The sequence below is a fragment of the Pseudomonadota bacterium genome, assembly GCA_008501635.1.
Taxonomy (GTDB): Bacteria; Pseudomonadota; Gammaproteobacteria; order QQUJ01; family QQUJ01; genus QQUJ01.
In genome coordinates, this window is sequence record QQUJ01000010.1 from 609,628 (window position 1) to 631,191 (window position 21,564).

At 58.3% G+C, this 21,564-nt stretch carries 35 protein-coding genes; 34 read left to right on the forward strand and 1 reads right to left on the reverse strand.

Features of this window, described 5'->3' with window-relative positions:
- The first annotated feature begins 44 nt into the window (after nt 1-44).
- The 34 genes from DWQ09_05325 (at nt 45) to DWQ09_05490 (ending at nt 20,044) form a co-directional block, all read left to right on the forward strand.
- The gene (locus DWQ09_05325; GenBank protein ID KAA3629657.1) at nt 45-419 is read left to right on the forward strand and encodes a 30S ribosomal protein S12; all 375 of its coding nucleotides are present in this window, start codon (nt 45-47) and stop codon (nt 417-419) included.
- A gap of 29 nt (nt 420-448) precedes the next feature.
- Nucleotides 449-919 (forward strand): 30S ribosomal protein S7, encoded by a 471-nt coding sequence (locus tag DWQ09_05330; GenBank protein ID KAA3629658.1) that lies wholly within the window; start codon nt 449-451, stop codon nt 917-919.
- 38 nt (nt 920-957) lie between these two features.
- Complete coding sequence (fusA, locus tag DWQ09_05335; GenBank protein KAA3629659.1) at nt 958-3,051, forward strand: elongation factor G; 2,094 nt, start codon at nt 958-960, stop codon at nt 3,049-3,051.
- Between the two features lie 33 nt (nt 3,052-3,084).
- Nucleotides 3,085-4,275, forward strand: a complete 1,191-nt coding sequence (gene tuf, locus DWQ09_05340; GenBank protein ID KAA3629660.1) for an elongation factor Tu — start codon at nt 3,085-3,087, stop codon at nt 4,273-4,275.
- 5 nt (nt 4,276-4,280) lie between these two features.
- Nucleotides 4,281-4,592 (forward strand): 30S ribosomal protein S10, encoded by a 312-nt coding sequence (locus tag DWQ09_05345; GenBank protein ID KAA3629661.1) that lies wholly within the window; start codon nt 4,281-4,283, stop codon nt 4,590-4,592.
- 114 nt (nt 4,593-4,706) lie between these two features.
- Nucleotides 4,707-5,345 carry a 50S ribosomal protein L3 gene (locus tag DWQ09_05350; protein KAA3629662.1) on the forward strand — a complete coding sequence of 213 codons (639 nt, stop codon included), beginning with the start codon at nt 4,707-4,709 and terminating at the stop codon, nt 5,343-5,345.
- 10 nt (nt 5,346-5,355) lie between these two features.
- A complete protein-coding gene (locus tag DWQ09_05355; protein KAA3629663.1) occupies nt 5,356-5,976 on the forward strand; it encodes a 50S ribosomal protein L4 in 621 nt (206 codons plus the stop codon).
- Complete coding sequence (locus DWQ09_05360) at nt 5,973-6,269, forward strand: 50S ribosomal protein L23 (GenBank protein ID KAA3629664.1); 297 nt, start codon at nt 5,973-5,975, stop codon at nt 6,267-6,269. The genes DWQ09_05355 and DWQ09_05360 overlap by 4 nt, the downstream gene beginning before the upstream one ends.
- A 30-nt stretch (nt 6,270-6,299) precedes the next feature.
- Nucleotides 6,300-7,127, forward strand: coding sequence for a 50S ribosomal protein L2 (locus DWQ09_05365; GenBank protein ID KAA3629665.1), 828 nt, complete (start codon nt 6,300-6,302; stop codon nt 7,125-7,127).
- A gap of 18 nt (nt 7,128-7,145) precedes the next feature.
- Entirely contained in the window at nt 7,146-7,421 is a 276-nt protein-coding gene (locus DWQ09_05370; protein ID KAA3629666.1) for a 30S ribosomal protein S19, read from the forward strand.
- A 21-nt stretch (nt 7,422-7,442) separates the two neighbouring features.
- Nucleotides 7,443-7,775 (forward strand): 50S ribosomal protein L22, encoded by a 333-nt coding sequence (locus DWQ09_05375; protein KAA3629667.1) that lies wholly within the window; start codon nt 7,443-7,445, stop codon nt 7,773-7,775.
- 14 nt (nt 7,776-7,789) lie between these two features.
- A complete protein-coding gene (locus tag DWQ09_05380) occupies nt 7,790-8,464 on the forward strand; it encodes a 30S ribosomal protein S3 (protein ID KAA3629668.1) in 675 nt (224 codons plus the stop codon).
- A gap of 15 nt (nt 8,465-8,479) precedes the next feature.
- Nucleotides 8,480-8,893 carry a 50S ribosomal protein L16 gene (locus DWQ09_05385; GenBank protein ID KAA3629669.1) on the forward strand — a complete coding sequence of 138 codons (414 nt, stop codon included), beginning with the start codon at nt 8,480-8,482 and terminating at the stop codon, nt 8,891-8,893.
- Nucleotides 8,893-9,090, forward strand: coding sequence for a 50S ribosomal protein L29 (locus tag DWQ09_05390; GenBank protein ID KAA3629670.1), 198 nt, complete (start codon nt 8,893-8,895; stop codon nt 9,088-9,090). The genes DWQ09_05385 and DWQ09_05390 overlap by 1 nt, the downstream gene beginning before the upstream one ends.
- On the forward strand, nt 9,087-9,347 hold the full coding sequence (gene rpsQ, locus DWQ09_05395; protein ID KAA3629671.1) for a 30S ribosomal protein S17: 261 nt from the start codon (nt 9,087-9,089) through the stop codon (nt 9,345-9,347). The genes DWQ09_05390 and rpsQ overlap by 4 nt, the downstream gene beginning before the upstream one ends.
- A gap of 74 nt (nt 9,348-9,421) precedes the next feature.
- On the forward strand, nt 9,422-9,790 hold the full coding sequence (locus DWQ09_05400) for a 50S ribosomal protein L14 (protein ID KAA3629672.1): 369 nt from the start codon (nt 9,422-9,424) through the stop codon (nt 9,788-9,790).
- A gap of 15 nt (nt 9,791-9,805) precedes the next feature.
- Entirely contained in the window at nt 9,806-10,123 is a 318-nt protein-coding gene (locus DWQ09_05405) for a 50S ribosomal protein L24 (protein ID KAA3629673.1), read from the forward strand.
- Nucleotides 10,124-10,143: 20 nt separating this feature from the next.
- Nucleotides 10,144-10,683 carry a 50S ribosomal protein L5 gene (locus tag DWQ09_05410; protein KAA3629674.1) on the forward strand — a complete coding sequence of 180 codons (540 nt, stop codon included), beginning with the start codon at nt 10,144-10,146 and terminating at the stop codon, nt 10,681-10,683.
- A gap of 12 nt (nt 10,684-10,695) precedes the next feature.
- The gene (locus DWQ09_05415; protein ID KAA3629675.1) at nt 10,696-11,001 is read left to right on the forward strand and encodes a 30S ribosomal protein S14; all 306 of its coding nucleotides are present in this window, start codon (nt 10,696-10,698) and stop codon (nt 10,999-11,001) included.
- A gap of 23 nt (nt 11,002-11,024) precedes the next feature.
- On the forward strand, nt 11,025-11,420 hold the full coding sequence (locus tag DWQ09_05420; GenBank protein ID KAA3629676.1) for a 30S ribosomal protein S8: 396 nt from the start codon (nt 11,025-11,027) through the stop codon (nt 11,418-11,420).
- Between the two features lie 13 nt (nt 11,421-11,433).
- Nucleotides 11,434-11,961 (forward strand): 50S ribosomal protein L6, encoded by a 528-nt coding sequence (locus DWQ09_05425; GenBank protein KAA3629677.1) that lies wholly within the window; start codon nt 11,434-11,436, stop codon nt 11,959-11,961.
- 17 nt (nt 11,962-11,978) lie between these two features.
- Complete coding sequence (locus tag DWQ09_05430; protein KAA3629678.1) at nt 11,979-12,332, forward strand: 50S ribosomal protein L18; 354 nt, start codon at nt 11,979-11,981, stop codon at nt 12,330-12,332.
- Between the two features lie 10 nt (nt 12,333-12,342).
- Nucleotides 12,343-12,849, forward strand: coding sequence for a 30S ribosomal protein S5 (locus DWQ09_05435; protein KAA3629679.1), 507 nt, complete (start codon nt 12,343-12,345; stop codon nt 12,847-12,849).
- A gap of 3 nt (nt 12,850-12,852) precedes the next feature.
- Complete coding sequence (locus DWQ09_05440) at nt 12,853-13,041, forward strand: 50S ribosomal protein L30 (GenBank protein KAA3629680.1); 189 nt, start codon at nt 12,853-12,855, stop codon at nt 13,039-13,041.
- Nucleotide 13,042: 1 nt separating this feature from the next.
- A complete protein-coding gene (locus DWQ09_05445; GenBank protein ID KAA3629681.1) occupies nt 13,043-13,477 on the forward strand; it encodes a 50S ribosomal protein L15 in 435 nt (144 codons plus the stop codon).
- 6 nt (nt 13,478-13,483) lie between these two features.
- Nucleotides 13,484-14,839, forward strand: a complete 1,356-nt coding sequence (locus DWQ09_05450) for a preprotein translocase subunit SecY (protein KAA3629682.1) — start codon at nt 13,484-13,486, stop codon at nt 14,837-14,839.
- A 25-nt stretch (nt 14,840-14,864) separates the two neighbouring features.
- Nucleotides 14,865-14,978 (forward strand): 50S ribosomal protein L36, encoded by a 114-nt coding sequence (locus DWQ09_05455; GenBank protein ID KAA3629683.1) that lies wholly within the window; start codon nt 14,865-14,867, stop codon nt 14,976-14,978.
- Nucleotides 14,979-15,063: 85 nt separating this feature from the next.
- A complete protein-coding gene (locus DWQ09_05460) occupies nt 15,064-15,420 on the forward strand; it encodes a 30S ribosomal protein S13 (protein KAA3629684.1) in 357 nt (118 codons plus the stop codon).
- A 47-nt stretch (nt 15,421-15,467) separates the two neighbouring features.
- Nucleotides 15,468-15,857 carry a 30S ribosomal protein S11 gene (locus DWQ09_05465; protein KAA3629685.1) on the forward strand — a complete coding sequence of 130 codons (390 nt, stop codon included), beginning with the start codon at nt 15,468-15,470 and terminating at the stop codon, nt 15,855-15,857.
- A gap of 15 nt (nt 15,858-15,872) precedes the next feature.
- Nucleotides 15,873-16,499 carry a 30S ribosomal protein S4 gene (locus tag DWQ09_05470; protein KAA3629686.1) on the forward strand — a complete coding sequence of 209 codons (627 nt, stop codon included), beginning with the start codon at nt 15,873-15,875 and terminating at the stop codon, nt 16,497-16,499.
- A 35-nt stretch (nt 16,500-16,534) separates the two neighbouring features.
- Nucleotides 16,535-17,530: a DNA-directed RNA polymerase subunit alpha gene (locus tag DWQ09_05475; GenBank protein KAA3629687.1), complete on the forward strand. Its 996-nt coding sequence runs from the start codon at nt 16,535-16,537 to the stop codon at nt 17,528-17,530.
- 39 nt (nt 17,531-17,569) lie between these two features.
- A complete protein-coding gene (gene rplQ / locus DWQ09_05480) occupies nt 17,570-17,965 on the forward strand; it encodes a 50S ribosomal protein L17 (protein KAA3629688.1) in 396 nt (131 codons plus the stop codon).
- A 152-nt stretch (nt 17,966-18,117) separates the two neighbouring features.
- Nucleotides 18,118-18,849, forward strand: a complete 732-nt coding sequence (locus tag DWQ09_05485) for a hypothetical protein (GenBank protein ID KAA3629689.1) — start codon at nt 18,118-18,120, stop codon at nt 18,847-18,849.
- Nucleotides 18,850-18,949: 100 nt separating this feature from the next.
- Nucleotides 18,950-20,044 (forward strand): DUF4921 family protein, encoded by a 1,095-nt coding sequence (locus tag DWQ09_05490; protein ID KAA3629690.1) that lies wholly within the window; start codon nt 18,950-18,952, stop codon nt 20,042-20,044.
- Between the two features lie 128 nt (nt 20,045-20,172).
- Here the strand turns inward: DWQ09_05490 and DWQ09_05495 are convergent, their stop codons facing one another.
- Entirely contained in the window at nt 20,173-21,489 is a 1,317-nt protein-coding gene (locus tag DWQ09_05495) for a hypothetical protein (protein KAA3629691.1), read from the reverse strand.
- Nucleotides 21,490-21,564: the final 75 nt, after the last annotated feature.

Consider the following 21,564-nt stretch of genomic DNA (forward strand, 5'->3'; position numbering starts at 1 on the left):
GTCGTTTGTTTATAGGCTTTGTCTAGGCAGGAGTTCAGGGATACATGGCAACCGTCAATCAGCTGGTGCGAAAGCCCCGCAAGCGTAAGGTCGCGAAGAGTGCCGTGCCGGCGCTGGAGAAATGCCCGCAGAAACGTGGGGTCTGCACGCGTGTCTACACCACGACGCCGAAGAAACCCAACTCCGCACTCCGCAAAGTGGCGCGCGTGCGCCTGACCAACGGATTTGAAGTAACCACCTACATAGGCGGTGAAGGCCATAATCTGCAGGAGCACTCGGTCGTTCTGATCCGCGGCGGCCGCGTGAAAGACCTGCCTGGTGTGCGCTATCACACCGTGCGCGGCAGTCTCGACACCTCGGGTGTCAACGGGCGCCGCCAGGCTCGTTCGAAATACGGCGCCAAGCGTCCAAAAGGCTGATCCAGAAAGATTTTTCAAGAGTAGGACTTATGTCGAGAAGAAGATTAGCAGAGCCAAGGCAGGTACTCCCGGATCCCAAGTTCGGAAGCGATATGCTGGCCAAGTTCATCAATATGCTGATGGTCAGCGGTAAGAAGTCGGTCGCCGAGATGATCGTCTACGGGGCGCTGGATCGCGTCACCGAAAAGGGTAGCGCCGATTCGCTTGCCGCACTGGAAAAGGCCTTGGATAACGTTCGCCCCTTGGTCGAGGTCAAGAGTCGCCGTGTGGGCGGCGCCACCTATCAGGTGCCCGTGGAGGTTCGCCCGCGTCGTCGTAACGCGCTGGCGATGCGCTGGATGATCGACGCTGCGCGCAAGCGCGGTGAGAAGACCATGGCGCTGCGTCTCGCCGGCGAGATCATGGATGCTGCGGAGAGTCGCGGTAACGCCGTGAAGAAGCGCGAAGACACACACCGTATGGCAGAGGCCAACAAGGCCTTCTCGCACTACCGCTGGTAATCGAACAATTATTGGATTTGTTGTAAGGACTGAAGGCTGTGGCCCGCAAAATTCCTATTGAACGCTATCGCAACATCGGCATCATGGCTCATATCGATGCGGGTAAGACGACGACGACCGAGCGCGTTCTTTTCTATACCGGTATCTCACACAAAATCGGCGAGGTGCATGACGGTGCGGCGGTCATGGACTGGATGGAGCAGGAACAGGAGCGTGGTATCACCATCACTTCCGCTGCGACTACCGCATATTGGAGCGGTATGGAGAAGCAGTTTCCCGAGCATCGCGTCAACATCATCGATACCCCCGGGCACGTCGACTTCACCATTGAGGTAGAGCGTTCGCTGCGGGTGCTGGACGGCGCATGCGCTGTGTTCTGCGCGGTCGGTGGCGTTGAGCCGCAGTCGGAAACGGTGTGGCGCCAGGCCAATAAATACGGTGTGCCGCGCCTGGCGTTCGTCAACAAGATGGACCGTGCCGGCGCCGATTTTCTGCGTGTGGTAGAGCAGATCCGCAAGCGTTTAGGCGCCAACGCCGTGCCTATCCAACTGCCTATCGGTGCAGAGGAAAAGTTCGAGGGCGTCATCGATTTGATCAAGATGAAGGCCATCTATTGGGATGAGGCCAATATGGGCATCTCCTTCGAAGAGCGCGATATCCCGGCCGAGCTAATGGATCAGGCGACGATGTATCGTGACAAGATGGTCGAGGCGGCCGCCGAAGCTAACGAAGAGTTGATGGAGAAGTACCTGGAAGAGGTCGATCTCTCGGCCGAAGAGATCAAGAAGGGCTTGCGTCTGCGCACACTTGCCAACGAAGTCGTTCCCGCTCTTTGTGGCAGCGCGTTTAAGAACAAGGGCGTGCAGGCGATGCTGGATGCCGTTATCGAGTACATGCCTGCGCCGATTGATGTGGCTGCGATCCGTGGTATCGATGACCATGATGCCGAGGCAACCCGCGAATCCCGGGATGAGGCGCCTTTCTCCGCATTGGCCTTTAAAATCGCTACCGATCCTTTTGTTGGCACGCTTACTTTTTTCCGCGTTTACTCCGGTGTAATCAACTCCGGTGACACGGTCTACAACCCGGTGAAGGGTAAGAAAGAGCGTGTTGGGCGTATCTTGCAAATGCACGCCAATCACCGCGACGAGATCAAGGAAGTGCGCGCTGGCGATATCGCCGCGGCCGTAGGCCTTAAGGACGTCACCACGGGTGATACCCTGTGTGCCCTGAACAACATCATCACGCTCGAGCGCATGGAGTTTCCGGAACCAGTCATCGCGGTTGCGGTGGAACCCAAGACCAAAAGCGATCAGGAGAAGATGGGTATCGCGCTGTCCAAACTGGCGCAAGAAGACCCCTCTTTTCGTGTGCGTACCGACGAGGAGTCGGGGCAGACTATCATCTCCGGTATGGGTGAGTTGCACCTGGAGATTATCGTCGATCGCATGAAGCGTGAATTCAAGGTGGAGGCCAATGTGGGCGCTCCCCAGGTAGCCTATCGCGAGACGATTCGCCAGGCGGTCGAGCAGGAAGGCAAGTTCGTGCGCCAGTCGGGCGGTCGCGGCCAATTCGGCCATGTATGGTTGAAGATCGAGCCACAGGAGCCAGGTGTCGGCTACGAGTTCGTCAACGCTATCGTTGGCGGTGTCATTCCCAGAGAGTACATCCCCTCTGTCGACAAGGGCGTCAAAGAGCAGATGGAAAACGGCGTTATCGCCGGTTTCCCGGTAGTCGACGTCAAGGTCACGCTGTTCGATGGCTCCTACCACGAGGTAGACTCCAACGAAATGGCGTTCAAGATCGCCGGTTCGATGGGCTTCAAGGAAGGGGCGCGCAAGGCGAGCCCGGTATTGCTCGAACCGATTATGAAGGTTGAAGTCGTGACGCCTGAGGATTACCTGGGCGACGTCATGGGTGACCTCAATCGCCGCCGTGGCATTGTCTCGGGTATGGACGAGTCGCCTGCGGGCAAGATCATCCGCGCCGATGTGCCGCTCGCCGAGATGTTCGGCTATGCCACCGATCTGCGCTCGGCAACGCAGGGTCGTGCCACCTATACCATGGAATTCGCCAAATATACGGAAGCGCCGAACAGCGTTGCCGAATCCGTCATCAAGAAAGCGTCATAAGACAGACCAAAGATACAGAAGGGGTTTAGCGCCGTGTCCAAAGGAAAATTCGAACGTAAGAAGCCGCATGTGAATGTGGGGACGATAGGTCACGTAGACCATGGTAAGACGACGCTGACGGCGGCGATTACCAAGGTGATGGCGGAGACGCACGGCGGCGAGTTCAAGGCGTTTGACCAGATTGACAACGCCCCGGAAGAGCGGGCACGCGGGATCACGATTGCGACGGCCCACGTGGAGTACGAATCGACCGCGCGTCACTACGCGCACGTTGACTGTCCGGGGCACGCGGACTACGTGAAGAACATGATCACGGGTGCGGCGCAGATGGACGGAGCGATTTTGGTGTGTTCGGCCGCGGATGGTCCGATGCCGCAGACGCGCGAGCACATTCTGCTGGCCCGTCAGGTGGGCGTACCCTACATCGTGGTGTTTTTGAACAAGGCCGACATGGTTGACGATGCCGAGTTGCTGGAGCTGGTGGAGATGGAAGTGCGTGATCTGCTCTCGAGCTACGATTTTCCGGGTGACGACACCCCGATCATCACCGGTTCGGCGCTCAAGGCGCTGGAGGGTGACGCGAGCGAGATCGGCGCCCCGTCGATCATCAAGCTGGTCGAGGCGATGGACTCCTACATACCGGAGCCGCAGCGCGAGGTTGAGAAGCCGTTCCTGATGCCGATCGAGGATGTGTTCTCGATCTCGGGTCGCGGCACGGTGGTGACCGGGCGCGTCGAGCGCGGGGTGGTGAAGGTTGGCGAGGAGGTTGAGATTGTCGGCATCCGCGACACCACCAAGACCATCGTCACCGGGGTGGAGATGTTTCGCAAGCTGCTCGATCAGGGGCAGGCGGGCGACAACGTGGGCGTGCTGCTGCGCGGGACCAAGCGCGACGATGTGGAGCGCGGGCAGGTGCTGTGCAAGCCCGGATCGATCACCCCGCACACCAAGTTTGAGGCCGAAGTCTACATTCTGTCGAAGGAGGAGGGTGGTCGTCACACGCCGTTCTTCAACGGCTACCGTCCGCAGTTTTATTTTCGCACGACCGACGTGACCGGTGCCTGTGATCTGCCCGAGGGGGTGGAGATGGTGATGCCGGGGGACAACGTGAAGATGACGGTGTCGCTGATCGCGCCGATTGCGATGGAGGACGGACTACGTTTTGCGATTCGCGAAGGTGGCCGAACGGTCGGCGCCGGCGTCGTCGCTAAGATTATCGAGTAAAAGAGATGACTGGCCAGAAGATCCGTATTCGCCTTAAAGCATTTGATCATCGCTTGATCGATCAGTCGGCGCGCGAAATTGTAGAGACAGCCAAGCGTACCGGTGCTACAGTACGCGGCCCGATTCCGCTGCCCTCAAAGAAAGAGCGATTCACGGTGTTGATTTCCCCGCACGTGAACAAGGATGCGCGGGATCAGTACGAAATTCGTACGCACAAGCGGTTGATGGATATTGTTGATCCCACCGATAAGACGGTCGACGCGCTGATGAAGCTCGATTTGGCCGCAGGTGTGGACGTTCAGATCAAACTGAGCTGAACGTGTAGTAGTGGCGCTCCGGTGGGTCGATACCGCCCGGTATCGGCGAGATCGGAGCAAGTCTGGCGATAGCGGCGTTTGAGTGCGCTTTCGTGTCAATGGGGTTACAGAGCAATGACGATTGGAATTGTCGGTCGTAAGCGCGGCATGACGCGTGTATTTACCGAGGAAGGCGTATCGGTCCCCGTCACGGTGGTCGAGGTCGAGCCGAATCGCATCACCCAGGCCAAGACCGTCGACAGTGACGGCTACCGCGCCGTGCAGGTGACCGTCGGCGCGCGCCGCCCTTCGCGGGTCACCAAGCCGGCCGCTGGTCACTATGCCAAAGCGGGTGTCGAGGCGGGGCGCGGCCTGTGGGAGTTTCGCCTCGCGGACAATGAGGGCGAAGAGCTGGCGAGCGGTGGTGAGTTGAAAGCGGACCTGTTTGCGCCGGGACAGAAAGTCGATGTGACCGGCACCACCATCGGTAAAGGGTTCGCTGGCGTCGTCAAGCGTCACCATTTCCGCATGCAGGACGCGACCCACGGTAACTCATTGTCGCATCGCGCGCCGGGTTCGATTGGTCAGAACCAGTCTCCGGGGCGGGTATTCAAAGGCAAGAAGATGGCTGGGCACATGGGCAACGCGAAACGCACGGTGCAGAACCTTGAGGTGGTGCGTGTCGATGTCGAGCGTAACCTGCTTCTGATCAAAGGGGCTGTGCCGGGCGCTGAAGGCGGCGATGTCATCGTGCGTCCTGCGGTAAAGGCGTAAGGAGTCGACGATGGAACTGAATCTGGTGGCGACTGGTGGCAGTAAGGCCGGAGCGGTCACGCTCTCAGACGCCGTATTCGGAAAAGATTTCAACGAGGCGTTGGTGCACCAGGTGGTAACGGCCTATCTGGCAGGCGCCCGTCAGGGAACGGTGGCGCAGAAGACGCGCTCCGATGTTTCCGGTGGCGGTACCAAGCCGTGGCGGCAGAAAGGTACGGGCCGCGCCCGTGCCGGCACCATCCGCAGCCCATTGTGGCGCGGGGGTGGTGTGACCTTTGCAGCGCGTCCGCAGAATTACGAACAGAAGGTCAATCGCAAAATGTATCGTGCCGCGGTGCGCTCGATACTTTCCGAATTGGTGCGCCAGGACCGCCTGGTCGCAGTCGAGAATTTTGCAGTGGAAGAAGGTAAAACCAAGGTGCTGGTGGCCAAGCTGAAAGCAATGGGCCTGGAGGGCAACGTGTTGGTCGTGACCGACGAGTTGGACGAGAAGCTGTATCTGGCGGCGCGCAATCTGATCGGTATCGATGTGCGCGACGTAGTCGGCCTCGATCCGGTTAGCCTGGTCGCCTTCGATAAAGTGGTCATGAGCGTAGCGGCACTGAAGCAGATCGAGGAGAAGCTGGCATGAATGAAGAGCGGCTTGCCAAGGTACTGCTGTCACCGATCATCACCGAAAAGAGCGCGGGTTTGGCGGATGCCAATCATCAGTTTGCCTTCCGGGTGTTGAGCGATGCCTCCAAACCCGAAATCAAAACAGCGGTCGAGAAGCTGTTTGAGGTCGAGGTGGCGCACGTTCAAGTGGCCAACATGAAGGGTAAGAAAAAGCGTTTCGGGGCCATCCATGGTTGCCGCAGCGACTGGAAGAAGGCCTACGTGACCCTCAAGCCTGGTCACGATATCGATTTCATGGGTCAGGGTTAAGGCAAGCGAACAGGTAACGGGTAGCGAACGATGCCAGTTGTCAAAACTAAACCGACGTCTCCGGGCCGGCGCTTTGTCGTCAAGGTGGTTGAGCCTTCTTTGCACAAAGGCGAGCCGCATCAGGCGCTGATCGCCAAGAAGGCCAAGACCGGCGGACGTAACAATCACGGCCGAATCACCACGCGTCACCATGGTGGGGGTCACAAGCAGCGCTATCGCATCGTCGATTTCAAGCGCGACAAGGACAATATTCAAGGTCGTGTCGAACGCCTGGAATACGATCCAAACCGCAGCGCCCATATTGCCTTGGTGCTCTATAGCGATGGTGAGCGTCGCTACATCGTCGCACCGAAGAACGTGGCCGCAGGCGCGGAATTGATGTCCGGATCGGATGCGCCGATCAAACCGGGTAACAGCCTGCCGTTGCGCAACATTCCGGTGGGCTCGCTGATTCACTGCGTTGAGATGAAGCCGGGCAAGGGCGCACAGCTCGCGCGTAGTGCGGGAACCTCGGTGCAACTGGTTGCCCGTGAAGGCCAGTACGCCACGTTGCGACTGCGTTCGGGGGAGATCCGCAAGGTTCACTCCGATTGCAAGGCTACGATCGGCGAGGTAAGCAATTCCGAGCACAATCTGCGCTCATTGGGTAAAGCGGGTGCTCAACGCTGGCGTGGTAAACGTCCCACCGTCCGCGGTGTGGTAATGAACCCGGTGGATCACCCGCACGGTGGCGGCGAGGGCCGCTCCTCCGGTGGCCGGCACCCCGTATCACCCTGGGGTGTGCCCACCAAGGGTTATAAGACACGCAAGAACAAGCGGACCGATCAATTGATCGTCCGTCGTCGGAACAAGAAGTAACGGATAGGGGTCGAGAAAGTGCCACGATCAGTTCGAAAAGGTCCGTTTATCGATCTCCACCTGATGAAAAAGGTGGATGAAGCTCGCGAGACCAACAGCAAGCGCCCGATCAAGACCTGGTCGCGCCGTTCAATGGTGTTTCCGGATATGGTCGGTCTGACGATCGCCGTGCACAACGGCCGTCAGCACGTCCCGGTTCTGGTCAGCGAGAACATGGTGGGGCACAAACTCGGTGAATTTGCACCGACGCGTACCTATCGTGGTCATGCGGCCGACAAGAAAGCCAAGCGCTAAGCGGGTATACGGAGAAGAGTGATGGAAGTCGCAGCAACACTTCGCTTTGCACGTCTCTCGGCCCAGAAGGGCCGGTTGATCGCTGACCAGATTCGCGGTCAGTCGGTCGATCGTGCGCTCAACCTACTGAAATTCAGCCCGAAGAAGGCGGCGCACATCATGCGCAAGGTGCTCGAATCGGCGGTTGCCAATGCCGAGCACAATGAGGGTGCTGATATTGACGAGCTTAAGGTGGCGAAAGTTACGGTCGATGAGGGCCCGACCCAAAAACGCATTCAGGCGCGTGCCAAGGGGCGGGCTAACCGGATTATGAAACGGACCAGTCACATTACTGTGACGGTCGCGGACAAGTAAGAAGAGAGGCCGTAATGGGTCAAAAGGTACATCCAACAGGCATACGCCTCGGCATCGTCAAGGATTGGACGTCCAAGTGGTATGCGGACTCCAAGCACTATGCCGAATATCTGAATTCGGATCTCGCGGTGCGGGATTTCCTGAAGAAGAAACTTCATCAGGCATCGGTTAGCCGTATCCAGATTGATCGCACCGCCAATACCGCGCACATCACCGTCCATACGGCACGGCCCGGCGTGGTTATCGGCAAGAAGGGCGAGGATATCGATGCACTGCGCAAAGAGGTGTCGCAGCGCATGGGTATCCCGATCACCATCAGCATCGAGGAGATCCGCAAGCCCGAATTGGATGCCCAGTTGGTTGCCGAGAGTGTGGCCCAGCAGTTGGAGCGGCGCATCATGTTCCGGCGTGCCATGAAACGCGCGGTGACCAACTCCATGCGCATAGGCGCACAGGGTATCAAGGTCCACGTGGCCGGCCGCCTGAACGGCGCGGAGATTGCTCGCAGCGAGTGGTACCGTGAGGGCCGCGTGCCGCTGCACACGTTGCGCGCTGACATCGATTATGGGTTCGCCGAGGCGAATACCACTTACGGTGTCATAGGCGTCAAGGTGTGGATCTTCAAGGGTGAGGTCTTCGGCGAAGGCGAACAGCCGACCGAAGCGTCGGAAAAATCGGCGGCGAGCTAAGGAGATACGCGAACCATGCTGCAGCCCAAACGTACCAAATTCCGCAAAACCCAAAAGGGGCGGAACCGCGGATTGGCCCAGGTTGGCAACAAGGTCAGCTTTGGCCAGTTCGGCATCAAGGCGACGACTCGCGGACGTGTAACTGCGCGCCAGATCGAGGCCGCCCGTCGCGCTATCACGCGCCACGTCAAGCGCGGCGGAAAACTGTGGATCCGTATATTTCCGGATGTGCCGATCACCAAGAAGCCTATCGAAGTGCGCATGGGCAAGGGTAAGGGTAACGTCGAGTATTGGATCGCTCAGATTCAGCCTGGACGCGTGCTTTATGAAATCGAGGGCGTGACCGAAGAGGTTGCCCGCGAGGCATTCGATCGCGCAGCAGCCAAGCTGCCGGTGCAGACGGCCTTTGTTTCCCGGACGGTGATGTGATGAAAGCCAGCGAATTGCGAGAGAAGTCGACCGAAGAGTTGCAAAAAGAGCTGAACAGCCTGCTGCGCGAACAGTTCAATCTGCGCATGCAGAGGGGCTCCGGGCAGCAGCCGCGCCCGCATTTGTTTAATCGCGTGCGCAAGGATATTGCCCGCATCAATACGGTGCTGAACGAAAAGGCAGGTGGTGCGTCATGAGTGAGGTTGCAAAGAGTGCTCGCACCCTGACCGGGCGCGTGGTGAGTAACAAGATGGATCGCACCATCACGGTGTTGGTCGAACGCCGCGAACCTCACCCGATTTACGGGAAATACATTCGCCGCTCGACCAAATTGCATGCGCATGACGCCAACAATGAATGCAACGAGGGCGATACGGTAACGATAGAGCAGTGCCGGCCCATCTCCAAGACCAAGGCCTGGTGCCTGGTCGAAGTGCTGGTGCGGGCTCGTTAAGAGTAGGTATGTGGCGAAGTCTCGAAGCCGAGTCTTGCGCCCGATAACGGTTAAGAAAGCGATCGGACACAGCCATGATTCAGATGCAGACGAGTCTGGAGGTTGCGGACAACAGCGGTGCCCGCAGGCTGCAGTGCATCAAGGTGCTCGGGGGCTCGAAGCGCCGGTACGCCGGTGTCGGTGACATTATCAAGGTTACCGTGAAAGAGGCGAACCCGCGCGGCAAGGTCAAGAAGGGCGAGGTGTACAACGCCGTCGTCGTGCGCACCCGTAAAGGTGTGCGCCGCAACGACGGGTCGGTCATCCGCTTTGATACCAATGCGGCGGTATTGCTGAACAATCAGTTGCAGCCCATCGGTACCCGTATCTTTGGCCCGGTCACGCGTGAGCTGCGCTCTGAGCGGTTCATGAAGATTATCTCGCTGGCCCCCGAAGTTCTGTAGGGTGGAGAGTTAGCAATGCGTAAGATCAGAAAGGGTGACGAGGTTGTCGTCATAACCGGCAAGGACAAGGGTAAGCGCGGTACCGTGTTGAAGGTATTGGCTGAGAACCGCGTCGTGGTCGAAGGCGTCAACATCGTCAAGAAGCACGTGCGTCCCAACCCGAACCGCGGGGAGACCGGCGGTATAGTGGAGAAGGAGGCAGCGTTGCAGGTTTCGAACGTGGCGATTTTCAATCCACAAGCCAACAAGGGTGATCGTGTCGGTTTCCGCACGCTCGAGGATGGCCGCAAGGTGCGCTTCTTCAAGTCGAACGGCGAAGTCGTCGACGTTTGAACTCATCTGGATAGCGAACGATGGCAAGACTACAACAGCATTATCGCGAGACGGTTGTCCCGCAGCTCCAAGAGCGCTTCGGTTACAAGAGCATCATGCAGGTACCGAAGATCACCAAGATCACCCTCAATATGGGTGTCGGTGAGGCGATTGGTGACAAAAAGATTATCGATCATGCCGTGGGGGATATGACCAAGATTGCGGGTCAGAAACCCGTGGTGACCATGGCGCGCAAATCCGTGGCCGGTTTCAAGATTCGTGAAGGCTGGCCGATCGGCTGCAAAGTCACGCTGCGCCGCGAGCAGATGTATGAATTTCTCGATCGACTGATCTCGGTCGCTATACCGCGTATCCGTGATTTTCGCGGCCTCGACGCCAAAGCCTTCGATGGGCGTGGGAACTATACGCTTGGCGTGAAGGAACAAATCATCTTTCCTGAGATCGATTACGACAAGATTGACGAGCTGCGTGGTCTGGACGTTTGTATAACGACCACTGCTCGGAGTAACGAGGAAGGCCGTGCCCTGCTCGAGGCGTTCCGCTTCCCGTTCAAGAACTGAGAGACCGAAATTATGGCAAAAAAATCGATTGTCGCGCGCGAACTCAAGCGTGTCCGCACCGCACAGAAATACGCGGTGAAGCACGCAGAGCTGAAGGCCAGGATCAAGAGTGTGAAGACCAGCGAGGAAGATCTGGCGCTGGCGCTGGAGCAGTTGCAGAAGCTGCCGCGCAACGCCAGTCCCGCACGCCAGGTGCGCCGCTGCCGGCTGACCGGGCGCCCGAGAGGCAGTTACCGCAAATTTGGTTTGGGTCGAAACAAGCTGCGCGAGGCGGCAATGCGCGGCGATATTCCCGGTCTGGTCAAGGCCAGCTGGTAGGCAACACGGAGCAGAACAGCACCATGAGCATGACAGATCCCATTGCAGATTTTCTGACCCGCATCCGTAACGGTCAGGCTGCCGGCAAGGCGGAGATTACGGCACCGGCCTCGAAGGTGAAGACCGCGATCGCCAGCGTACTTCGTGACGAAGGTTATATCGTCGATTTTGCGGAACAGAGCGCCGACGGCAAGCCGACGATCGCTGTGAGCCTGAAGTACTACCAGGGGCGGCCGGTCATCGATCGCATCGATCGCGTCAGCCGTCCCGGACTGCGCCGTTACACTAGCAAAAACGACCTGCCAAAGGTCGATGATGGTTTGGGTATCGCCATCATCTCCACGCCGAAAGGTGTGATGACCGATCGCGCCGCGCGCAAGATTGGCGAAGGCGGCGAGATCCTGTGCTACGTATCGTGATAGGTGATAGCAGATGTCCAGAGTAGCTAAGAATCCGATTACCCTTCCCAAAGGGGTCGAGGTGAAACTCAACGGCTCGGAGCTTGTGGTCAAGGGCTCCAAGGGCGAGCTGCGCCACCAGATTGCCGATGGCATCACGGTGACGAGCGAGGACAACACACTCAAGGTTGCGCCCAGTAACGATAGCCAGTGGGCCATGGCCGGCACGACCCGCGCTCTGGTCAGTAACATGGTGACCGGCGTCAGTGAGGGTTTCGAGAAGAAGCTGCAGTTGGTTGGTGTTGGCTATCGTGCCCAGGCCAAGGGTGCGGTGCTGGATCTGACCTTGGGTTTTTCGCATCCGGTGAACTATTCGGTACCTAAGGGTATCGCCATTGAGACTCCCAGCCAGACCGAGATCGTGGTCAGGGGTATCGATAAGCAGCAGGTCGGCCAGGTGGCCGCGGATATTCGTGCCTACCGTCCGCCAGAGCCGTACAAGGGCAAGGGCGTTCGTTATGCGGATGAGCATGTCGTCCGTAAAGAGGCCAAGAAGAAGTAATTCAAGGGTAACGACCAATGGATAAAAATGCAGCTCGTGCGCGCCGCGCCCGTCGCGCCCGCTTCAAGATCCGCGAACTGGGTGGGTATCGCCTCAGCGTGCATCGCACGCCGCGACACATCTATGCACAGGTAATCGCGCCGAACGGTTCCGAGGTGATCGCCTCGGCATCCACGGTGCAGAAAGATCTGAGCAGTGGCGTCAAGTACACCGGCAACAGCGACGCGGCGGCAGCGGTAGGAAAGGCAATCGCCGAGCGCGCCAAGGCGAAGGGCATTACGCAGGTCTCCTTTGATCGCTCCGGGTTCAAATACCACGGGCGGGTCAAGGCGCTGGCGGATGCAGCACGTGAAAACGGACTGGAGTTCTAAGGATTAAGTTATGTCGAATGTGAACGCACAGCCAAACAGTGATGGGCTACGCGAGAAGCTGGTAACGGTGAATCGTGTCGCCAAAGTGGTCAAAGGCGGCCGGATTTTCGGTTTCTCCGCGCTGACCGTGGTCGGTGACGGCGAGGGCCGGGTCGGTTTCGGTCAAGGCAAGGCTCGCGAGGTGCCGGTGGCTATCCAGAAGGCGATGGAGAAAGCGCGTAAGGACATGCGCCGGGTCCGCCTCAATGGCACCACGCTGCAATATCCGGTGATGTCCGATCACGGTGCGGCCAAGGTCTACATGCAGCCTGCTTCGAAGGGTACCGGCATCATAGCCGGCGGTCCGATGCGCGCGGTGTTCGAAGTGCTGGGAGTCACCGATGTGCTGGCGAAGTGCATCGGTTCGCGCAATCCCATCAACATGGTGCGCGCCACCATCAAAGGGTTGACCGAGATGACCGATCCCGAGCAGGTGGCGGCGAAACGTGGCAAAACGGTCAAAGAGATCACGGAATAGGTCATGGCAAAGTCGAGCAAACTGAAAGTGACGCTGGTGCGGAGCAAGCACGGGCGACTGGCTGCCCACAAGGCATGTGTCGCAGGGCTGGGGTTGCGTCGCCTGCACCAGACCGTGGAGGTGCAGGACACCCCCTGCAATCGCGGCATGATCAACAAGATCGCATACATGCTGAAAGTCGAGGGAGAGTGAGATGCGTCTGAATACTCTCAAACCAGCCGCCGGTTCCAAGCAGTCCGCCAAACGGGTGGGCCGCGGTATCGGTTGTGGGCTGGGCAAGACCGGCGGGCGTGGCCACAAGGGCCAGAAGGCGCGCGCGGGCGGTTTTCACAAGGTCGGCTTCGAGGGCGGCCAGATGCCACTGCAGCGTCGCCTGCCCAAAGTAGGCTTTGCCTCGCGCAGGATGCGGTTTGTGGCCGAAGTGCGCCTGCACGAACTCGCCAAGGTTGAGGCCGAGGCTATCGACTTGTTGGCATTGAAGACTGCCGGCCTCGTCGGGGAGCATGTCAAACACGCCAAGGTGATGCTCTCGGGCAAGTTGGAAAAGGCGGTTACGGTAAAAGGGCTTGGTGTGACCAAAGGCGCCAAGGCGGCAATCGAAGCGGCCGGCGGGAAGGTCGAGGAATAGTTCTCCGTGGCGGTACAGAAGCCGAAACTGACCGGTGGTCTGGGTGACATCGGCAAACTGACCGAGCTCAAGCAGCGACTGCTGTTTGTCTTGGGTGCGTTTGTGGTGTTTCGTATCGGCACGTTTATACCCGTGCCGGGTGTAGACCCCGTCGTACTGGCCGAACTCTTTGAACAGCAGCGCGGCACGATCGTGGATATGTTCAACATGTTCTCCGGCGGTGCGTTGGAGCGGCTGAGTATCTTCGCGTTGGGCGTCATGCCGTATATATCCGCCTCGATCATTATGCAGCTCCTGACCGTCGTGGTGCCGACCCTGGAACAGCTGAAGAAAGAGGGCGAGGCGGGCCGGCGTAAGATTACGCAGTACACCCGCTACGGAACCGTGGTGCTGGCGAGCTTCCAGGCGATTGGAGTTTCCATCGCGCTGCAGAGTCAAACAGTGGGATCCGGATCGGTAGTGATCAATCCAGGAGTCGGGTTCGTATTCACCGCGGCGGTTACCCTGGTGACCGGTACCCTGTTCTTGATGTGGCTGGGTGAGCAGATCACCGAGCGCGGCGTCGGCAACGGCATCTCGCTGATCATCTTCGCGGGGATCGTCGCAGGGTTACCCTCCGCCGTAGGTGGTACCTTGGAGTTGGGGCGTACCGGCGAGTTGAATATATTGACCATATTGGTGTTGTTTGCCCTGGCAATGCTGGTGACCGCTTTCGTGGTATTCGTCGAACGTGGTCAGCGGCGGGTACCGGTAAACTACGCCAAGCGCCAGCAGGGACGGCGGATTTATCAGGGGCAGACCAGCCACCTGCCGTTGAAACTGAACATGGCGGGTGTGATTCCGCCCATTTTCGCCTCCAGCATCATTCTCTTCCCGGCGACATTGGGGGGGTGGTTCGGCAGCGCCGAGGGTATGGGTTGGTTGCAGGATATTACCTCTACTCTGTCGCCGGGGCAGCCGCTGTACATCGCTTTTTATTCAGCGGCGATCATATTTTTCTGCTTCTTCTATACGGCGCTGGTCTTCAACTCCAAGGAGACGGCGGACAATTTGAAGAAGTCCGGCGCGTTGATTCCGGGAATTCGTCCCGGCGAGCAGACGGGGCGCTACATCGATCAGGTGATGACGCGTCTGACCCTGGCGGGCGCCCTCTATATCACGGCGGTCTGTTTGCTGCCCGAGTTCCTGATCCTTTATTGGAACGTACCGTTCTATTTTGGTGGCACCTCGCTGCTCATCATCGTGGTTGTGGTGATGGATTTCATGGCCCAGGTGCAGGCGCATTTGATGTCGCACCAGTATGACAGTTTGCTCAAAAAGGCCAATTTGAAGGGCCAGGGCCGCGCTGGCGTGATTCGCTAACCGGTATTTGTTGGGAGATTAGGTAATGAAGGTTCGTGCTTCGGTTAAGAAGATCTGCCGCAACTGCAAGATCGTGCGCCGTCGTGGGACGGTGCGGGTGATCTGTAAGGATGCGCGCCACAAGCAGCGGCAGGGTTAATACGGTTGATTCAGTCGTCGAATATCGGTAAGCTCGCGGGTTTCGCGCGGCTGACGGCAAGATAGTTTCTCAGGAGAGGGTTTGCATGGCTCGTATTGCAGGCATCAATATTCCAGTTCAGAAGCATGCGGTGATCGCACTGACTTCTATCTATGGAATCGGCCGTTCGCGTGCGCACGATATCTGCGTTGCTGCGGGTATCAAGCCCGAGATGAAGATCAAGGATCTCAGTGAGGCTGAAGTTGAGAAGTTGCGCGGCGAAGTGGCCAAGATCCCTGTCGAAGGCGATCTGCGTCGTGAAGTTTCCATGAATATCAAGCGGTTGATGGACCTCGGGTGCTACCGTGGGCTGCGTCATCGCCGTGGTTTGCCGCTACGCGGTCAGCGCACGCGCACCAACGCGCGTACCCGCAAAGGCCCGCGCAAGCCGATCCGCAAGTAAGTTAACGCATCCTTCAGCGCTACGAATATCAGAGTAAGGCGATTTATATGGCAAAGCCGAGTGTCCGCACCCGTAAAAAGGTCAAAAAGAACGTCGTAGATGGCATCGCGCATGTCCACGCGTCGTTCAATAACACCATTATCACCATCACCGATCGCCAGGGTAACGCCCTGTCCTGGGCGTCATCGGGTGGATCCGGTTTCCGCGGCTCGCGCAAGAGCACACCGTTCGCCGCCCAGGTGGCCGCGCAGCGTGCCGGAGAGGCGGCGCAGGAATTTGGACTGAAAAACGTCGAAGTGCGCGTCAAAGGACCCGGTCCGGGGCGTGAGTCTGCAGTACGTGCACTGAATGCAATTGGTGTCAAGGTGACCAATATCACCGACGTCACCCCGATTCCACATAATGGTTGCCGCCCGCCCAAGCGGCGTCGCGTCTGATCCTGGAGTAACAAAGTGGCAAAGTACACTGGATCCAAGTGTCGTTTGTGCCGCCGTGAGGGCGGTAAGTTGTTCCTGAAAGGCGAGAAGTGTTTCACCAGCAAATGCCCGGTGGAGACCCGTCCGTTTCCTCCCGGCCAGCATGGCCAGCGCCGCACGCGTCTGTCTGACTATGCGTTGCAGCTGCGCGAGAAACAGAAGCTGCGCCGCATCTACGGCGTGCTCGAGCGGCAGTTCCACAGTTACTACAAGGAAGCTGCCCGGCGCAAAGGCGATACCGGCGCCAACCTGCTGCAGTTGCTGGAGGCGCGTCTGGATACAGTGGTGCATCGCATGGGCTTTGCCGCGTCACGCACCGAAGCACGTCAGCTGGTGCGCCACGATGGCATTTTGGTCAACGAACGGAAGGTCAGTATTCCGTCCTACCTCGTGAAACCGAGTGACGTGATCTCCGTACGGGAGAAAGCACATAAACAGGACCGCGTAAAATCGGCACTGGAGCTGGCGGAGCAGCGTGGGTTCGTGGACTGGATCGAGGTCGACACCAAGAAGATGAGCGGTGTTTTCAAGGCCATACCCGAGCGCAGCGATTTGCCGCCAGAGATCAACGAGCACTTGGTTGTCGAGTTGTACTCCAAGTAAGGCACTGAAGCCGTTTCGACCCAAGAGGACCGCAGATGGGCTCCGTTACAGAATTTTTAAAGCCACGACTTGTCGATGTACAGACGATCAGCGAGCGTCGTGCTCGCGTCACCCTGGAACCGATGGAGCGTGGGTTTGGCCACACGTTGGGCAATGCGCTGCGCCGTATCCTGCTTTCATCGATGCCGGGTTGTGCAGTCACAGATGTTGAAATCGACGGTGTACTCCATGAGTACACCAGCATCGAGGGCGTGCAAGAGGATGTGATCGAAATACTCCTCAACCTGAAGAACCTCGCCATTAAGATGCATGTCCGTGACGAGGCGTATCTGACGCTCAGCAAGAAGGGCCCAGGCGAGGTGACCGCCGGCGACATTCAGTTGGATCACGACGTCGAGATCATCAATCCGGAACTGGTGCTGGCCAACCTGACCAAGGCCGGTGAGCTCAATATGCGGCTCACAGTGCGTCGTGGCCGTGGCTACGAACCTGCCAATCTGCGTCAACTTGGCGAGGGGGAGGACCGGCAGATCGGCGCGTTGCAGCTCGATGCATCCTTCAGCCCCGCACGCCGTGTTGCCTACACTGTAGAGGCTGCCCGCGTTGAGCAGCGCACCGACCTCGACAAACTGGTCATCGATCTGGAAACCAATGGCACGATCGATCCCGAAGAGGCGATTCGTCGCGCAGCCACGATCCTCCAGGATCAGCTCAGCGTCTTCGTCGAACTGCATGGCAAGGAAGAATCGGCGCCCAAGAAGGAAGACCCGCAGATCGACCCGGTTCTGCTGCGCCCCGTCGATGATCTGGAGCTGACGGTGCGTTCGGCCAATTGCCTCAAGGCCGAGAACATTTATTACATTGGCGATCTGATCCAGCGCACCGAGGTGGAACTGCTGAAGACCCCGAATCTGGGTAAAAAATCGCTGACCGAGATCAAGGATGTGCTCGCCTCGCGTGGTCTGTCGCTCGGAATGAAGCTCGAGAATTGGCCGCCGGCTGGGTTGCGGGATGAAGAGAAGGCCTCCTGACGGCGCTGCAACACCATTGATGTACTAGGAATCGAACCGATGCGTCACCGCCAATCTGGTAGAAAACTGAACCGCAACAGCGCTCATCGCAAAGCCATGTTCAAGAACATGGCGGCCTCGCTGCTGCATCACGAAATCATCAAGACCACGCTGCCCAAAGCCAAGGAGCTGCGCCGCGTTGCCGAGCCGCTGATCACCCTGGCCAAAACCGACAATGTTGCCCGTCGTCGCCAGGCGTTTGCGCGGCTGCGTGATCGCGATGTGGTAACCAAGCTGTTCAACGAGCTGGGGCCACGCTACCAGGAGCGCCCTGGTGGGTACCTGCGTATTCTGAAATGCGGATACCGCGCTGGCGACAATGCGCCGATGGCGTTGGTCGAGTTGGTTGACCGTCCGCTGGTCGAAGAGGCTGAGGAAGTCGCTGTCCAGGATTAGTAGGCAGCCACCGTAACAACAGCGCGCCAAAGCCGGGCTCCCAGCCCGGCTTTTGTTTTTTTACCAATCCGGTAAGACGTAGTACTCTGGCTCCCCCTGGCCCTGTTCAATGGGCTACCCGCAACTAAGAGCAAGCCTTTTGGGGGGTGGTCATGATCCTCCTGTTCACCGATTTTGGTCTGGCCGGACCCTACCAAGGCCAAGTAAAGGCGGTACTGCATCGCGCGGCGCCCAAAGTACCGGTTGTCGATCTGTTTGCCGATGCGCCTGCCACCAATCCGCGCGCTGCCAGCTACCTGCTTGCCGCCTATGCCCGAGAGTTTGCGCGGGGTAGCGTATTTCTCTGCGTCATCGACCCCGGCGTCGGAAGCGATCGCCGGGCGGTGGTGGCGCGCGCGGATGAGCGATGGTATGTGGGGCCTGACAATGGTCTCTTTCATGCCGTGCTGACACAGGCGCAGGCGATCGACGCGTGGGAAATCACCTGGCGTCCCGAGCGGCTCTCCTCGAGCTTTCACGGGCGTGACTTGTTCGCCCCCGTGGCGGCGGACCTGGCCCGTGGTCACTTCCCGGAGGGGGTCGCGGCGACGAAGCCCGAAACGCTCAAGCGCGATTGGCCCGATGACCTCGCTGAGGTGATCTACCTCGATCATTTTGGCAATGCGCTTACCGGGCTGCGCGCTGCGCGTGTGGGAGAGGGCACCTGTCTCGCCATCGATGGAGTGGAACTCGACTGGGCGCGCACCTTCAGTGAAGTCCCGGCCGGCAAGGGGTTTTGGTATGAAAATGCCAATGGCCTGGTCGAGATTGCCGTCAACCAGGGCAGTGCCGCGGCGAACTACGGATTGCAGGTCGGCAGCCCGGTGCGGTTGATCGCACCCTGAATCGGCCTACGGCATAAAGGCCACCAATGGCCGTATCGAAGCTTTCAAACCTGATCGAGGTACGGGTTGGGTATGCTCGGTCTCCTGAAGGAGGAGATCGATGACAGAATCGAAAACCGAGTCGGTGCGGGAGATCCGCGTCAATCCCGTCGTCCCGGCCGAGTCGGTATTGATCTCGACGGCACGCGGCACCCGTCCCCGCAAAGCGGAAGAACCGCCTGCCAGGGATACGCGCGAGCGGGTCGAGAGCTGTCCCTTCTGCCGCGGTAACGAGCACCTCACTCCACCAACCATACTGGCGGTTCCGGACGAGGTGCAGTGGTCGGTTCGTATCGTGGAGAACCTCTACCCGGTGCTGGCCGAGAGTGCCGCACTTACGCGGGGCATCAATTTTGGCCTGCAGCAGGCTATCGAGGGGTATGGTCGCCACGAGGTGATCATCGATCACCCGCGGCACGGCATTGCGGTGCACGAGATGGAGACCGAGCATTTAAGCCTGTTGTTTGCCGTCTACCGTGATCGGATGCGGGCATTGTATAGCGCCAATCCGCGCCTCAAGTACGTGCTCGTCTTTAAGAACTATGGTCAAGCCGCGGGCGCCAGCATCCCCCACACCCATAGCCAGATCATCGCTACCCCGGTGGTGCCGCAGAATGTTCACGATGAAGTGGAGAACAGCCGCCTCTATTTCCGCAAGCACCATCACTGCATTTTCTGCGCACTGATCGACGAAGCGTTGACCTTCGAAGCGACGATCTACGATCGCGACAGCGGCGAGATCCATCGCCGTATCGATGTCGGGCAGTATGTCATCGAGCGCGGTCAGCGGTTCGTGGCCATCAAGCCCTTTGCCAGCCGCTACGAGTGGGAGATTCAGGTGCTGCCGCTAAGCCATCAGAGCGACTACACGGCATTGGCGGATGACGATCTGGAGGATCTGGCGCGCGTGGTGCGCCGGGCGATGGCGCGACTCGACGCGGTGGTGGGGGGGGTGCAGTACAACTATTTTCTGCACTCGCTGCCCCACGGTCCCGAATTCCACGATTGCGCGGCCAGCTATCACTGGCATCTGGAGATCTGCCCGCGCACCTCGATACCTACGGGGTTTGAACTCGGTTCCGGACTTTTTGTCAGTACGATTGCTCCTGAGGAGGCTGCGCGCCGTCTCCGCGAGGTTGTACTTCAGGATGGATAATCACCACTGATTTCCAATTCTCCTTCGGGTCGGCCTGCGAAGTATTTCCCGGCGTGTCTACTTTGGTGGCATACCGCTTATTGTTAAAATCTGCGCTGCAATCCATCGAACAGTTGTGCAATACAACTCTACTTGGAGTTAGCACCTTCGGTTTCAGCGTAGTATCCGACCGCCAATACGACATCCTCGTAACGCATGCAGAGACTGGTCTTGCGTTCAGTAGTCCCCGTCACTGGGTTGGTGAATAGGTAACTGACTTTCCCGCGTGATTTTTCTTTCACGCTTTCAACGATATCTCTGGCGAAGTAACGCCCCTCTGGATCACGTAGGTCATACAAATTCTGTCCAACCAAACCGGGGCGGAATGCATGGCAGAGTACAACGGGTTCCATTGTCTGACAGATGACATAGTGGTCACGATCGATAAATCCGCCCTCCATATCATTGAATCGTGCGAAAGCGGTCTGCTTGCCATAAGTTTTTATGGCCTGATAGGCGGCGTTGAGCAATTTCTCAGCGTCGTCTGCGCTTCCTCGGTAAACCACTTTAACCTCGTTCAAGTAAGCGCTGGCCTGCTCGTTTATGGAGTCGGCTCGACTGCGCACACCGGTTGCGGCTTCGCTGACTGATTTAACGGAGTTCTGCGCGTTCGTCAGCACTTGCGAGAGTCCGCAACTCACTTCCTGATTGCGCTGGTTGACCTCGACCATGTCCGATACGGTGGTGGCAAGGGCTCTACGGATTTCAGCGACACGCGTGTCAATCTCTTGTGTTGCCTCTGCGGTGCGCTTGGAAAGTTTTTTTACCTCATCGGCAACCACTGCGAAGCCACGCCCCGCATCTCCTGCCCTTGCTGCTTCTATGGAAGCGTTGAGGGCGAGAAGATTGGTCTGGTCGGCGATACTGCGAATAACCTCGCCCAGACCAGAAATCCCCCGGATATGTTCGGAAAGCTCGTTCACCTGGTTTTCCGCCTTTGAGGATCGTTTGCTTACCTCCTCGGCTGCGCGGGATGAATGTCCCACCTGTTCGACGATGCTGAGCAGTGAGGCACTACCCTCTTGGTTGTTGTTGGTGCCGGTACGGGATGTGGCACGCTCGAGCATGCTGGCAGATTCGCCCAGCTGTTCAAGCGATTTGCGCACGCTGTCGGAGAATTCGACCGTGATTTTTTCCAAACCCCGGAAAGTGCGGTCTTTACTGGCTTGAAGTGCGAAGAGCTGGGTATGCAGCGTATCTTTGCCCGCAAGATAATCGAGCAAATCAGCTAATGCGATCGCGAGATGACCCGTCTCCTCGTCGGATTGATTCAGTGATACCTGTACGTCGATATGCCCAGCGGCCATAGATCGAACGGCTTGGGTGAACTCGGCAAGGGATTGCTCCGTTTGCGGCGTGATCGGCCCTTTTAAATTATTTTCTAAGCGCGAGTTAAACCATCCCATTTTGATCCCCCCAAAAGGTCTGATTAAATCGTAATGTTTCACATTATTATTGAGGAACCTCTGATTAGGCCGTGT